The organism is Mesorhizobium sp. M0659, from assembly GCF_040320605.1.
In the GTDB taxonomy this organism is placed as follows: Bacteria; Pseudomonadota; Alphaproteobacteria; order Rhizobiales; family Rhizobiaceae; genus Mesorhizobium.
Genome location: NZ_JAMYPY010000015.1, coordinates 139,970 through 155,192, shown reverse-complemented (window position 1 = coordinate 155,192; position 15,223 = coordinate 139,970). Strand labels below are relative to the sequence as shown.

Annotated in this window: 8 protein-coding genes; all 8 read right to left on the bottom strand. The window is 63.2% G+C overall.

What is annotated here, in order from left to right; translation table 11 throughout:
• Positions 1–139 precede the first annotated feature (139 nt).
• Positions 140–1,732 carry a peptide ABC transporter substrate-binding protein gene (locus NKI31_RS22845; protein WP_023715691.1) on the bottom strand — a complete coding sequence of 531 codons (1,593 nt, stop codon included), beginning with the start codon at positions 1,730–1,732 and terminating at the stop codon, positions 140–142.
• Positions 1,733–2,180: 448 nt separating this feature from the next.
• Positions 2,181–3,830 carry a beta-galactosidase BglA gene (gene bglA / locus NKI31_RS22840; RefSeq protein ID WP_352652583.1) on the bottom strand — a complete coding sequence of 550 codons (1,650 nt, stop codon included), beginning with the start codon at positions 3,828–3,830 and terminating at the stop codon, positions 2,181–2,183.
• Complete coding sequence (gene glgX / locus NKI31_RS22835; protein WP_352652582.1) at positions 3,830–5,830, bottom strand: glycogen debranching protein GlgX; 2,001 nt, start codon at positions 5,828–5,830, stop codon at positions 3,830–3,832. Before glgX ends, bglA begins: the two co-directional genes overlap by 1 nt.
• Before the next feature lie 157 nt (positions 5,831–5,987).
• Positions 5,988–7,616: an alpha-D-glucose phosphate-specific phosphoglucomutase gene (locus NKI31_RS22830; protein WP_352652581.1), complete on the bottom strand. Its 1,629-nt coding sequence runs from the start codon at positions 7,614–7,616 to the stop codon at positions 5,988–5,990.
• Between the two features lie 3 nt (positions 7,617–7,619).
• Positions 7,620–9,065, bottom strand: coding sequence for a glycogen synthase GlgA (gene glgA, locus NKI31_RS22825; RefSeq protein ID WP_023684577.1), 1,446 nt, complete (start codon positions 9,063–9,065; stop codon positions 7,620–7,622).
• A gap of 19 nt (positions 9,066–9,084) precedes the next feature.
• The gene (gene glgC, locus NKI31_RS22820) at positions 9,085–10,350 is read right to left on the bottom strand and encodes a glucose-1-phosphate adenylyltransferase (RefSeq protein WP_023715696.1); all 1,266 of its coding nucleotides are present in this window, start codon (positions 10,348–10,350) and stop codon (positions 9,085–9,087) included.
• Positions 10,351–10,457: 107 nt separating this feature from the next.
• Positions 10,458–12,671, bottom strand: a complete 2,214-nt coding sequence (gene glgB / locus NKI31_RS22815) for a 1,4-alpha-glucan branching protein GlgB (RefSeq protein ID WP_352537969.1) — start codon at positions 12,669–12,671, stop codon at positions 10,458–10,460.
• 70 nt (positions 12,672–12,741) lie between these two features.
• A complete protein-coding gene (locus tag NKI31_RS22810) occupies positions 12,742–15,204 on the bottom strand; it encodes a glycogen/starch/alpha-glucan phosphorylase (RefSeq protein ID WP_352459685.1) in 2,463 nt (820 codons plus the stop codon).
• Positions 15,205–15,223: the final 19 nt, after the last annotated feature.

Below are 15,223 nucleotides of genomic sequence, written 5' to 3'. Positions count from 1 at the left end.
CCCCTCCCCCCGTAAGCCTCCCGGGCGTTTGGGTGGGGGGGGTGGTTTTTTTTATATAGTATGTGTTTGGGGCGGGGCGTTTGCCCGCCCGGCGCGCGCGGGGGGGGGGGGGGCGGCGCGGTCCAGTCAAGGATGATTATCAGTCCTTGGAGACGAAGCGGGACGGATGGATGTCCATCACATTGTCATCGAAGCCATGCAGCTTCGAGGAAACGATATCGTGGAAGCTGTAGTAGAGAAGCGGAATGTTGCCAACGTCATCGACAAGGATGCGCTCGGCCTCGGTGAGGTCCTTCATGCGCTCTTCCGGCTTGCCGCCGGCAGCCGCGGCCTTGTCCATGGCCGCCTCATATGCCGGGCTGACGTAGCTCGAATAGTTGTTGCCGCTGGCCTTGCGGGTGATGCCGAGGAAGGTCTCGGGATCCTTGTAGTCGGCGATCCAGGCGGCACGCGCCACGTCGTAGTTGCCCTTCTGCTCGAGGAAGGAATAGTGGGTCTTGGTATCGGTGTTGAGCAGCGTGATCTCGACGCCAAGCGGCTTCAACTGTTCCTGGATGGCAACCGCGGTGTTCTTGTGGTTTTCCGAGGTGTTGTAGCGGATCTCCATCTTCAGCGGATGCTCGGGCGTATAGCCGAGTTTCTCAAGGATCTTCTTGGCGGCGTCCTCGCGGTCGATCTGCGGCATGTCGGCGTATTTGGCCATTGCCGGCGTGTAGCCGGCGATGCCCGGAGGCACCATCGAATAGCCGGGCAGCATGGAATTCTGCCAGACCTTTTCGGCCAGGAAGTCGCGGTCGATCGCCATCGAGATGGCGTTGCGCAGCTCGACATTGTCCCAGGGCGCCTTGTCGGTCTTGATCGCGTAATAATAGGTGCCGAGATACGGTCCGACGCGGACCTGATCGCCGAACTTGGTCTTGAGGTCAGCGAGCTGTTCGGTCGGCAGGTCGCCGTAGCTGTCGAGTTCGCCTGCCTCGAAGCGCTTCATCGCCGAAGAGCGGTCTTCGGTCGGGATGTAGTTGACGACGTCCATCTTGACGGTCGCGGCATCCCAGAATTTCGGATTCTTGACCAGCTTCATGTGGTCGTTGGGAATCCACTCGGCCAATGTATACGCGCCGTTCGAAACGAGATTGCCCGCCTTGATCCAGTCGGCGCCGAGCTTGTCGATCGAGGCCTTGTTGACCGGATAGGTAGCTTGGTGGGTCAGCATCTCCAGGAAGTATGGCGTCGGCGCCTTCAGCGTCACTTCCAGGGTGTTGGCGTCGATCGCCTTGACGCCCATGTCCTCGGGCTTGCCTTTCTTGGTGTTGACTTCCTCGGCGTTCTTCACGGGATAGAGCATGGAAGCGTATTCAGCGGCGGTCGCCGGATCCTCCAGCCTACGGAAGGAATAGACGAAGTCGTCCGCCGTCACCGGGCTGCCATCCGACCACAAGCCGTCCTTGCGCAGCTTGAAGGTGTAGACGGTGCCGTCATCAGATACCGTCCAGCTTTCGGCGGCGCCCGGGATGAGGTTCGTCTTCTGATCGTGCATGACCAGTCCCTGGAACAGGTCGCGTATGATATCGGCTTCGTAGACGGTCGAGGTCTTGTGCGGATCGACCGTCTCCGCTTCGGCGGCGCTGCCTCTGTTATAGACGGTCTCGGCAAGGGCCGGCGTCAGGAACGTGCCTGCGGCAAAGGTCATGGTCGCGGCGACAAGCGTCGCCTTCAGCATATTTTTCAGCATGAAGTCTCTCCCTGTGGCGCTGCCCATCGGCTGCGCCTTACGAGTGTTGACGCCCCGGAACCGATTTCTGGCCCCTTCGAGCGCGCCGCCGGTTCCCGTTCCGGCAGCTGGTGGCAGGAGACTAGACAGACGGAAATATTATTTCAACCGAGTCTTGCTTGACGCTAAGTGAGCATCCTACCCTAAATCAGCCATAGCTAATCTATATTACCAGGTTCAATTGGGTGCAGCTTTTGGTTGTGCTGTAATTTTGCGCTTTGCCCTCAGCAGTTGTAATTAGCGCAACCATCTGGAAACATTCCAGGAATGCCGTTCGTGGCCAAGCTCGACGAAAGTACCGAAGAAGCCCGAAAATGAAAAACGTGGCGCCGGTGACGTTGCGCGGATCACTCGGCACGGTTGCACGCGGACACGATCTTTTTTGAAGCCGGACGGCGTCCCTGAAAGATCAGCCTACCTTGCCGACAAACCAGCCCAAGGCCGGCAGCAACAGCCCCTCCTCCTGCAGGACGGCACCGCCACCCAGAGCGATCGCCTCCACAGGCTGGAGATCCGGCGGCAGTCGCCAGTCGGCCGGCTTGTCGGCGAAATTGAAGACGCAGAGCAATGTCTCGTCCTCGCCCTGCCGGATGAAGGCAAGGACATCCCCCTCGGTATCGAGAAAGCGGATCGGGCCCTTGACCAGTGCCGGATGCGCCTTGCGCAAGGCGAGCATCGTCCGGTAGCCGGCGAGCACGGACTTGTCGTCGGCGTTCTGGATATCGACCGCCCGAGCGCCGTGGCTTTCCGGCACCGGCAGCCAGGGTTTTCCCGAGGAAAAACCGGCATTGTCGGCGCCCGCCTCCCAGACCATCGGTGTGCGGCAGCCGTCCCTGCCTTTGACCCCCGGCCAGAAACGGATGCCGACGGGATCGCGCAGATCCTCGAAGGTCAGTTCCGCCTCCTCCAGCCCAAGCTCTTCGCCTTGGTAGAGACAGATCGAGCCGCGCAGGCAGGAGAGCAAAGCGATAGCGAATGTCGCCACCGCATCTGGATCGCCGCCCGGCCGCGTCCAGCGGCTGACATGGCGCACGACATCGTGGTTGGAGAACGCCCAGCAGACCCAGCCGTCGGCGACAGCTGCCTCGAAGGCCTCGACACAGCCGCGCACATGGGCGGCTGAGAATTGCTGGCCGAGCAGGTCGAAGGTGTAGCACATGTTGAGCTTGTCGCCGCCGGATGTGTAGGCGGCCAGCGTCTGCAGGGAACGGCCTTCGTCGCCGACCTCGCCGACACTGGCGCGGCCGTCATATTCGTCGAGCAAAGCGCGGAAGCGCCTGAGGAAACCGAGGTTTTCCGGTTGCGTCTTGTCGAACAGATGCTCCTGGAAGAGATAGGTGTTGGTTTCGCCATTGGTGCCGGCGACGCTCGACGCCAGCGGCGGATTGCTGCGCAGCCAGCGGTCGTGGACATAGTAGTTGACCGTATCCAGGCGGAAGCCGTCGACGCCGCGCTCGAGCCAGAACCGCACCGTCTGCAACAACGCGTCTTGAACCTCAGGATTGTGGAAGTTGAGGTCCGGCTGCGAGGCGAGGAAATTGTGCATGTAGTATTGCCGGCGGGTCGCGTCCCACTCCCAGGCCGGGCCGCCGAAGACCGACAGCCAGTTGTTGGGCGCGTTGCCGTCCGGCCTGGTGTCGGCCCAGACATACCAGTCAGCCTTGGGATTATCCTTGCTGGCACGGCTCTCTACAAACCATTCGTGCTTGTCGGAGGAGTGCGACAACACCTGATCGATGATCACCTTCAGGCCGAGCCTGTGCGCCTCGGCAACCAGCGCGTCAAAGTCGTCGAGCGTGCCGAACATCGGATCGACCGCCTGATAGTCGGAGACGTCGTAGCCCATATCGGCCATTGGCGATTTGAAGAAGGGCGACAGCCAGACGGCGTCGACGCCGAGCGAGGCGACGTGCGCCAGCCGTGAGGTGATGCCTGAGAGGTCGCCGCTGCCGTCGCCGGTGGTGTCCTGGAAGGAGCGAGGATAGATCTGGTAGATGACGCAGCCGCGCCACCAGTCGGCGCTGTGTTCGGGTCCCGGCTGGGCATTGTCGTCGGCCATCACGGACCCTTCCTGGCGCGGGCCTTTGCGGTCCGGCGCTCGATCATGAAACTGACACTGCGGCCGGGCAGCGGCCACGCGAGGTCGACCGCTTGCGCTTCAACAGCCGGCTGCCATTCAAACCCTTGCCTCGCGGGCAGCGTGAAGACGCATTGGCGGCGATCGCCATTGACGATCACAGCCAGGCGGCCTTCCCCGCCATCGCCGAGCAGCATGACGAGGCGATGGCGCGAGCCATCGTTCCAGTCGGCTTCGCCGAGCGGCGCGCCGGTCTCGGTCAGCCAGGCGACGTCGGGCGTTTCAGAACCGGCCGGCGGCTCTCCGGTCAGGAAGCGCGTATCGGAAAGCGCCGGCACCGCGCCGCGCAGAGCTGCGAGCGCGGACACATGGGCTTCCAGCCCGACGTCGCGCCCGGCCCAGTCGAGCCAGGTGATGGCGTTGTCCTGCGCATAGGCGTTGTTGTTGCCCCCTTGCGTGCGGCCGAATTCATCGCCCGCCGTCAGCATGATGGTGCCGCGCGAGGCAAACAGAGTGGCGAGCAGCGCGAAGCGATCATGGGAACGGGCCTCGGCAATCGCCTTGTCCGAGGTTTCGCCCTCGACGCCGTTGTTCCAGGACAGGTTCTCATTGTGGCCGTCGCGGTTCTTCTCGCCATTGGCCTGGTTGTGCTTGGCTTCATAGGCGACGATATCGGCCAGCGTCATGCCATCGTGTGCGGCGATGAAGTTGACCGTGCGGCTGGCGGATTGGCCCTCCCTGCCGAACACATCGGAGGAGCCGGCGAGCCTTGTCGCCAGCGCACCGACCGCGCCGGCATCGCCGCGCCAGAAGCGCCTGACGTCGTCGCGGTAGCGGTCGTTCCATTCGAGGTAAGGCGGCCGGAAATTGCCGAGCTGATAGCCATTCGGGCCGATGTCCCACGGCTCGGCGATCAGCACCCTATCGGCAAGCAGAGGATCGCCAGCGATGGTCTCGAGCAACGGGGCCGCCGGATCGAATACGCCAGCGACGCGGCCGAGGACCGGCGTCAGGTCGAAGCGGAAACCGTCGACGCCGGCATGGCGGACGAAATGGCGTAGCGTGTCGAGTACCATGTCGCGAACGACCGGATGGTCGCAGGCAATGGTATTGCCGGTGCCGGTATCGTTGGCCAACCTGCCGTCCGGCTCGCTGCGGTAGTAGGCTTGATTGTCGAGGCCGCGCAGCGACAGCGTTGGCCCGAGCCGGTCACTTTCGCCGGTATGATTGAAGACGAGATCGAGGATGGTGCCAATGCCAACCCTGCGCAGCACCCCCACAGTATCGCGCAACTCGGCGATGCCGCCGGGCGCCAGGCGCGGGTCGAGCGCCATGAAGGTGACTGGGTTGTAGCCCCAGGCATTGCTGAGGCCCAGCGGCGGCAAATGGCGCTCATCGATCCATGCCGTCACGGGCATCAGCTCAACGGCGGAGACGCCGATCTTTCTGAGGTGTTCGAGGATGGCCGGATGCGCAAGTGCCGCAATGGTGCCGCGCTGCGCTTGGGGCACGTCCGGATGCAGTCTGGTGAAGGAACGGACATTGAGTTCGTAGATCAGACCGCCCGGCTGGAACAAAGGCGCCTTGGCCGGCAGCGGCTTGGGCAGCGCGCGGGCGACGGTCTTCGGCATCAGCGGCGCGGTATCGGTGCCTTCGTTGCGCCGGACGGCAAGCCGCCAATGATGCTGGTAGGGCCGGTCTATCTCGACGGCGTAGGGATCGGTGAGCAGCTTGTCGGGATCGAACCACAGCCCGCGCTCCGGCGCATATTCGCCGTCGGCGCGAAAGCCGTAGCGCGTACCCGCGGCAAGGCCGGCGACGAACAGCGCATGGACGCTCTCGCCTTCCGGCTGAAGTTCGAGCCGGTCGATTTCACGGGCGCCGGTGTCGTCGAAGATCGACACCCACAGGCGCCGCGCGGATGACGACCAGGCGGCGAAGCGGATGCCTTCGGGAGTGACGGTTGCGCCGAGCTGGGTCATCGGCGCATCCTCCACTCTCCCCCTTGTGGGGAGGGTCGCGAACGAAGTGAGCGGGGTGGGGGTCGGCGCGGGGAAAGCGCTTTACGAGCACCCCCAACCCGATCCGCTGCGCGGATCGACCCTCCCCACAAGGGGGAGGGTAAAGACGTCACCACCCTCAAGTAATCACGCTCGGCTTGTTGCGCCCGGTGTGGCTCTTGATCCCGGCGATATCATCGGCAGCCGCGATCAGGTCAGCGAGCGCCTCTTGCGTGTCGAGATCATGCCGCGCTCTGTCCGGCTCGTAGCGCTCGATGTAGACGCGCAGCGTAGCACCCGACGTGCCGGTGCCGGACAAACGAAACACGACACGCGAGCCGCCTTCGAACAGGATGCGGATGCCCTGGTTCTTGCTCACCGAACCGTCGACGGGATCGTGATAGGCGAAGTCGTCGGCATTGGCGATCTTCAGTCCGCGCACGCTGGTGCCGGGCAGCGAAGCGAGCTTGGCGCGCAACTCGTCGACCAGGGCGTTGGCGCGCTCGGTTTCGACCTCCTCATAGTCATGACGTGAATAGTAATTGCGGCCGTAGGTCGCCCAATGTTCGGTAACGACGTCCTTGCAGCTTTCGCCGCGCACGGCCAGGATGTTCAGCCACAACAGCACCGCCCACAGCCCGTCCTTTTCACGGACATGGTTCGAGCCGGTGCCGGCGCTTTCCTCGCCGCAGATCGTTGCCATGCCGGCATCGAGCAGATTGCCGAAGAACTTCCAACCGGTCGGCGTTTCGTAGATGCCGATGCCGAGCTTTTCGGCGACGCGGTCGGCAGCGCCGCTGGTCGGCATCGAGCGGGCGATGCCTTTGAGGCCGTCCTTGTAGCCCGGCGCCAATTGCGCATTGGCGGCAAGCATGGCCACCGAATCCGACGGGGTGACGAAAATGCCCTTGCCGATGATGAGATTGCGGTCACCGTCGCCGTCGGAAGCGGCGCCGAAATCGGGCGCATCCGGTCCCATCATCTCGTCATAGAGATGCTTGGCGTGGACCAGGTTCGGATCCGGGTGATGGCCGCCAAAATCCGGCAGCGGCTTGTAGTTGCGGCAGGTGCCATTCTCCGCGCCGAGCCGGCGCTCGAGGATTTCCTTGGCATACGGGCCGTTGACCGCATGCATGGCGTCGAAGCGCATGCGGAAGCCGTATTTGAAATTGGCGCGGATGGCGTCGAAGTCGAACAGGCTCTCCATCAATTCGGCATAGTCGGTGACCGGGTCGATAATCTCGACCGCCATGCCGCCGGCGGTCACCGTGCCGATCTTATCGATGTCGATCTGGTCGATGTCGGCGGTCTTGAAGCTCGAAATCGTCTTGGTCTTTTCGAAGATCGCGTCGGTCAGCTTTTCCGGCGCCGGGCCGCCATTGCCGGCATTGTACTTGATGCCGAAATCCTCGTGCGGGCCGCCCGGATTGTGACTGGCCGACAGGATGATGCCGCCGAAGGTCTTGTATTTGCGGATGACATGCGACGCCGCCGGCGTCGACAATATGCCGCCCTGCCCGACCATCACCTTGCCGAAGCCGTTGGCCGCCGCCATGGCGATGGCCTTCTGGATGACCTCGCGGTTGTAGAAGCGGCCGTCGCCGCCGATCACCAGCGTCTTGCCCTCAAAGCCCTCCAGCGCGTCGAAGATCGACTGGATGAAGTTCTCGGCATAGTGCTCCTGCTGAAAGACAGGCACCTTCTTGCGCAGGCCGGACGTGCCGGGTTTCTGGTCGAGATAGGGTTTGGTGGCGACGGTCCGGATCATGCTTCAGGCAACCCTTTTCGAAAGCAGCAGGCGGTAAAGTTCAACGTATTTGTCGGCGCTCTTGTCCCAGGAGACATCGGCCTTCATGCCCTGGCGCTGGATCTGTTCCCAGACGGCCGGGCTCGAATGCGCATCGACCAGCCGGCGGATGGCGTGCAGCATGGCGCCGCCACTATTGGGCGCGAACTGGAAGCCGGTGGCGACACCGGCCGAGATCGCTGCTTCATTGGCGTCGATGATGGTGTCGGCAAGGCCGCCGGTGCGGGCGACGACGGGCACGCAGCCATAGCGCAGGCCGTAAAGCTGGGTCAGCCCGCAAGGCTCGAAGCGCGACGGGATGACGATGGCGTCGCAGCCGCCCTGCATGGTGTGGGAAAGCCCCTCGTCATAGCCGACGACGACGCCGACACGGCCGCGATGGCGGGCGGTGGCAGCCAGCAGCGCGCCTTCCAGGCCGGCGTCGCCTGAGCCGAGGATCGCCAGCCGCGCGCCGGTGGCGACGACGCCGTCGACCACAGCCGCCAGTATGTCCATGCCCTTCTGCCAGGTCAGCCGGCTGACGACGCAGACGATCGGACTGTCGTCGCGCTCGAGGCTGAAGCGGTCCTCGACAACCGCCCGGTTGGGAAGCCGAGCCTTGAGCGTCGCGGCGGAGTAGGCCGACACCAGATGCTTGTCGGTCTGCGGGTTCCAGATGTCGGTGTCGATGCCGTTGACGATGCCGTAGAGGTCGGAAGAGCGCATGTTGATGAGGCCGTCGAGGCCCATGCCGAATTCCGGCGAGCGGATTTCCTGGGCATAGGTGGGGCTCACCGTGGTGATCGCCCAGGCCGCCTGCAGGCCGGCCTTGAGGAAGCCGACGCCGCCATAGTATTCTACGCCGTCGAGCGCCATCGCCGCGGCCGGCAAGCCGAGCTCGCCAAAAATGCCGGCGCCGAACTGACCCTGGAAGGCAAGATTGTGCACGGTGATCAGCGACGGCACGCCGACCGCCTTGCCGTAGCGCATATAGGCCAGCGTCATCGCCGACTGCCAGTCATGGGCGTGGACGAGATCCGGCTGGTAGCCGGAAATGGCGCCGCCGGCGATATCGCCACCGACCTGGCTCAGCGCAGCAAAACGCCGCCAATTGTCGGGCCAATCGGCGCCGGCCGCATTGCCGTAAGGGCCGCCGGGACGATCGTAGAGATGCGGCGCGTCGAGCACGAACAGGTCGAGCCCGGCGATCTTGACGGCATGGACCGAAGCCTTGCCGCCCTGCAGCAGCGGGTATTGGTAGACAGCCTTCTTTTTCTTGAAGGCGTCCATCACCTGGGGAAAGCCGGGGATGAGCGTGCGCATGGTCACGCCCTTGGCGGCCAGCGCGATCGGCAATGCACCGGTCACATCGGCAAGTCCGCCGGTCTTGATCAGCGGGAATATCTCGGGCGTGACCGACAGAACCTGCATGCGTTTATGGTATCCCGTCTTACAGCTTCAGCTTGTCGATCATGTCCTGCGTGACCAGGCAGATGCCCTTTTCCGAGACCCGGAAACGCTTGGCGTCGAGAACAGGGTCTTCGCCAACCACCAGCCCTTCCGGTATCCTTACACCGTGGTCGATGACGACGCGCTTCAACTTTGCGTTCCGGCCGACATGAACGTCGGGCAGCATGACGACCTCTTCCAGCGTCGAATAGGAGTTGATGCGCGCCCCGGTGAAGATCAAGCTGCGCTTCAGCGAAGCACCCGAGACGATGCAGTCGCCTGAGACCAGCGAGGAGACGGCCGAACCGCGCCGGCCATCCTCGTCATGCACGAACTTTGCCGGCGGCTTCAATTCGGCATAGGTCCAGATCGGCCAGTCGCGGTCGTAGAGGTCGAGTTCGGGAGTGATGTCGGTCAGGTCGATATTGGCTTCCCAGTAGGCGTCGACCGTGCCGACATCGCGCCAATAGGCTTCGTTCTCGGCCGTCGAGCGCACGCAGGACTTGGCGAAGCGATGCGCGATCGCCTTACCGTGCTGGACGATGTAGGGGATGATGTCCTTGCCGAAGTCGCGGCTCGAACCCGGCTCGGCCGCATCGCGGCGCAGTTGTTCCATCAGGAACTTGGTCTTGAAGACATAGATGCCCATAGAGGCCAGCGCGAATTCCGGCTTGTCGGGAATGCCGGGCGGGTCGGCGGGCTTTTCGACGAAGGCGATGATGTTGTCCTTGCCATCGACATGCATGACACCGAAGCCGGTCGCTTCCAAGCGCGGCACTTCGAGGCAACCAACAGTGACGTCGGCATTGGCGTCGACGTGCTGGCGAAGCATCAGCTCGTAGTCCATCTTGTAGATATGGTCGCCGGCCAGGATCACCATATATTCAGGGCCATAGGCCTCGATGATGTCGATGTTCTGGTAGACGGCGTCGGCGGTGCCTTCATACCACTGGGTTTCCGAGACACGCTGCGAGGCCGGCAGGATGTCGAAGCTTTCGTTTCGCTCCGGGCGCAGGAAGTTCCAGCCGCGCTGCAGGTGGCGGATCAGCGAATGCGCCTTGTACTGGGTGGCGACACCGAGGCGACGAATGCCGGAATTCAGCGCATTGGACAGCGCGAAATCGATGATGCGCGTCTTGCCGCCGAAATAGACGGCCGGCTTGGCCCTGCGGTCGGTCAATTCCTTGAGCCGGCTGCCGCGGCCGCCGGCCAGCACATAGGCCATGGCATCGCGCGCCAGCGGCTGGGTTCTCTTCAAGTCTGCCATTTTTACCCTCCCAAATTACCAGTCTGGAGCATCGCCCGGTCCGCAACGAGTCGACGGACCTAATCCGAAACGAGTTGACGGACCTAGTCCGCAACGAGTTGACGGATCTAGTCCGCAACGAGTTCAAGCATGATCGTCGACAGCGGCGGCAAAAGCATCGTTGCCGAAATGCCTCCTCCTTCCGCCCTTGCTTCGACCACACCGCCATTGCCCTTGCCCGAACCACCATAGTCCGAAGCGTCGGTGTTGATGATTTCGCGCCATTTGCCGACCTTGGGCAATGGCACGCGATAATTGTCGCGCGGCACTGGCGTGAAGTTGGAAATGACGGCGATCGGGTTGCCGCCGGGCGCGCTGCGCAGCCAGGCGAAGACCGAATTTTCCTTGTCGTCGACGATCAGCCAGGAGAAGCCGTCCGGCTCGCAGTCGCGCGCATGCAGCGCCGGGCGCGAGCGGTAGAGATAGTTGAGGTCGCGCACCGTCTGCCAGACGCCGCGATGCGGGTGGAAGTCGAGCAGGTTCCAGTCGAGCGCGCGCGCCTCGCTCCACTCGCGGCGCTGGGCGAATTCCTGGCCCATGAACAACAGCTTCTTGCCGGGATAGCCCCACATGAAGGCATAGAAGGCGCGCAAAGTCGCGAACTTCTGCCAGTCGTCGCCGGCCATCTTGCCGAGCAGCGTGCCCTTGCCGTGCACGACCTCGTCATGGGACAGCGGCAGCACGAAATTCTCGGAGAAGGCGTAGGTCAGGCCGAAGGTCAGGTCGTTGTGGTGATGTTTGCGGAAGATCGGCTCCTTGGCGAAATACTCCAGCGTGTCGTGCATAAAGCCCATGTTCCATTTGAAGCCGAAGCCCAGCCCGCCTTCATGCACCGGCGCCGAGACCTTCGGCCATGAGGTCGATTCCTCGGCGATGGTCATCACGCCGGGATGGTGGCCGTAGACCTCCTTGTTCATCTTCTGCAGGAAGGAGACTGCTTCGAGGTTTTCGCGGCCGCCCTTCTCGTTGGGGATCCACTCGCCGGCCTTGCGCGAATAATCGAGGTAGAGCATCGAGGCCACCGCATCCACGCGCAAACCGTCGACATGGTATTTCTCGGCCCAGAACAGCGCATTGTTGACCAGGAACGACACCACCTCGCGGCGGCCGAAATTGTAGATCGCGGTGTTCCAGTCGGGATGAAAACCCTTGCGCGGATCGGCATGCTCATAAAGCGCTGTGCCGTCGAAATTGGCCAGGCCATGCGCATCGACCGGGAAATGCGCCGGCACCCAGTCGAGGATGACGCCGACGCCGGCGCGGTGCGCACCGTCGACGAAACGGGCGAAGCCGTCGGGGTCGCCGAAGCGCGCCGAGGGGGCATAAAGTCCGGTTGTCTGATAACCCCATGACGGGTCATAGGGATGTTCGGAGATCGGCAGGAACTCGATGTGGGTGAAGCCGGTCTCGACAGCATAGGGGATGAGCTGGTTGGCGAGTTCGTCCCATGACAGGAAGCTGCCATCATCGTGCTGCTGCCACGAACCGGCATGGACCTCGTAGATCGATATGGCTTCGCGCCGGGGATCGGCCTTTCGCCAGTAATTGCGATGCGCCTCGTCGCCCCATTCATGCGCCGGCGGCACCGCCGTCACTGAGGCTGTGGCCGGGCGCAATTCCGACTTGAAGGCGAACGGATCGGCCTTGAGCGGCAGGCGCACGCCGTCGGGGGCAATGATCTCGTATTTATAGGGGTGGCCGGCGCCGATATCGGGAATGAACAGTTCCCAGATGCCGGTGTCGCGGCGGTCGCGCATCGTGTGCCGGCGGCCGTCCCATTCGTTGAAGTCGCCGACCACGGAGACGCGCCTTGCATTGGGCGCCCAGACGGCGAAATGGACGCCCGACGCGCCTTCATGGTCGAGGAGATGGGCGCCGAGCTTGTCGAACAGCCTGAGGTGCGACCCTTGCGCGATATAGTAGTCGTCCATCGGGCCGAGCACCGGGCCGAAGGAATAGGGATCGGTCAGCCACCAGTCGCCGCCGGCATTTTCGGCGTGATAGCGCAGCGGCTGACGCTTCTTGATCGACAGTCTGCCTTCGAAGAAACCGGCGTCGTCGCGCCGCGTGAGTTCGCCGGCGTTCTTGCCGGCCAGCGTGTATGCGGTGACGAACTCGGCATTGGGGACGAAGCAGCGGGCAACCAGGCTCTTGCCGGCATCATGCACGCCCAGGATTGCAAAAGGATCGCCATGCGTGCCTGCAACAATTGCGGCGACATCGCCGGCTGACGCCAGCCCGTCCGACCCGCTCGTCGTCGCGGTCGCGCGCGGTTTCTTCATCAGGCGGTGTCCCTCCCTGGGAACCAGTTCTTGTGCACAAGACCCATTGTCGTGGCCTCATGCAATCATATCAGGCGGGCACGTTCCAGATTTCTTTCGCATATTGGCGGATCGTGCGATCGGAAGAGAACCAGCCGACGCGGGCAACGTTGCGGATCGCGCGCGCGTACCAATCGGGGCTGTTGCGCCAGACGGCGTCGACATCGCGCTGGGCGGCGGCATAGGCGTCGAAATCCGCCGCCACCATGAACCAGTCGCTGTTGTAGAGACCGTCGACCAGCTCGCGGTAGCGATCCGGCTGGTCGGGCGAGAACACGCCCGACGATACTGCGGCAACAGCCTGCGCCAATTCAGGGGAGCCCTCGATCACGGCGCGCGGGTTGTAGCCATTGCTGCGCCGCTCGGCGACTTCCGCCGTGCTCAGGCCGAAGATGAAGATGTTGTCGTCGCCGACGCATTCCTTGATCTCGACATTGGCGCCGTCGAGCGTGCCGATGGTCAAGGCGCCGTTCAGCGCGAACTTCATGTTGCCGGTGCCCGACGCCTCCATGCCGGCAGTCGAAATCTGCTCGGACAGGTCGGCGGCCGGCATCATCACCTCGGCCAGGCTGACATTGTAGTTCGGCACGAACACCACTTTCAGCAGCCCGCGCACCGACGGGTCGCTGTTGATGACCTTGGCGACGTCGTTGGCCAGTTTGATGATCAGCTTGGCATTGTGGTAGCTGGGCGCCGCTTTGCCGCCGAAAAATTTGACGCGTGGCATCCAGTCCAGCTCGGGATGCGAGCGGATCTGGTCGTAGAGCGCGATCGCTTCCAGGATGTTGAGCAGCTGGCGCTTGTATTCGTGGATGCGCTTGACCTGGATGTCGAACAGCGCCGACGGGTCGAGCTTGATGCCGAGCCGGTCGGCGACCAGATTGGCGAGCTTGACCTTGTTGGAGCGCTTGACGGCGGCGAACTTGTCGCGGAAGGCGGAGTCGCCGGCAAAGGCTTCGAGCCCCTTGATGGCGTCGATGTCGTCGAGGAAACGGTCCCCGATCGCCGCGCGGGTGAGCGCGGTGAGGCCTGGATTGCACTGGATCAGCCAGCGCCGTGGCGTGATGCCGTTGGTCTTGTTGTTGATGCGATCGGGATAGAGCTTGTGGAGATCGGCAAACACCGTCTCCTTCATCAGCTCGGTGTGCAACGCCGACACGCCATTGATCGAGTGCGAGCCGACAAAGGCCAGGTTACCCATGCGCACGCGGCGGTCGCCATTTTCCTGGATCAGCGAGATGCGGCTGATCTGCTCGTTTGAGAACTGGTTGGTGGCGCGCGCCTCAAGCAGCACCTGCGCATTGATGGCGTAGACGATCTGCATGTGGCGCGGCAAAAGCCGCTCGAACAGCGGCACCGGCCAGCTTTCCAGCGCCTCTGGCAGCAGCGTGTGGTTGGTGTAGCCGAAGGTGCGCTTGGTGATGTCCCAGGCCTGGTCGAAATCCATGCCGTGGACGTCCATCAGCAGGCGCATCAGCTCCGGCACGGCGATCGCCGGATGGGTGTCGTTGAGATGGATCGCCGCCTTGTCGGGCAGCGAGGCGAGATCGCCATACTGGCTGAGATGGCGCTGGACGATGTCCTGCAGCGACGCGGTGGAGAAGAAATATTCCTGCCGCAGCCGCAGTTCCTGGCCGGCCTTGTGGGAATCAGCGGGGTAAAGCACACGCGACAAGGCATCGGCCTTGTTGCTTTCGGCCAGCGCGCCGATGTGGTCGCCGGCGTTGAACTTGTCGAGCAGGATCGGATCGACCGGCATGCCGGACCAAAGCCGCAGCGTGTTGACGCGGTTGGCGCGCCAGCCGACCACCGGCGTGTCGTAGGCGACGGCCTGGACATGCTCGGTCGGCTTCCAGACGTGACGCTCGAGCCGGCCATCCTTGGAGGTGATCGATTCCACCGAGCCGCCGAAGCCGACCTCGAAGGCACGCTCCCGCCGCTCGAACTCCCAGGGGTTGCCGTGGTCGAGCCAGGTTTCGGGCAGTTCGACCTGCCAGCCGTCATGGATCTCCTGGCGGAACATACCGTTGGCGTAGCGAATGCCGTAGCCGTGGGCCGGAATGTCGACGGTCGCCATGCTTTCCATGAAGCAGGCGGCGAGCCGGCCAAGACCGCCATTGCCGAGCGCCGCATCCGGTTCGAGCCCGGCGATGAGGTCCAGGTCGACGCCCAGCGACTTGAGCGCTTCTCGCATATTGTCCATCAGGCCGAGATTGGAGAAGGCATCGCGCATAAGCCGGCCGATGAGGAATTCGAGCGACAGGTAATAGACGCGCTTTTCCTGCTGGGCGTAGGCCTCCTGCGTCGCCTGCATCCAGTGATCGACGATGCGGTCGCGCACGACCTTGATCGAGGCGGTCAGCCAATCATATTGCGTAGCAACGGACGTGCCTTTGCCGACCCGGTATTTGAGAGCCAGCAAGACTTCGTCGGCCAGCGTCTTGGGATCGGGTATTTCGAGATCGGGGGCTTTGGCTGTCATTGTTCGCGTCATACTGCCTCTCGTGATCGTG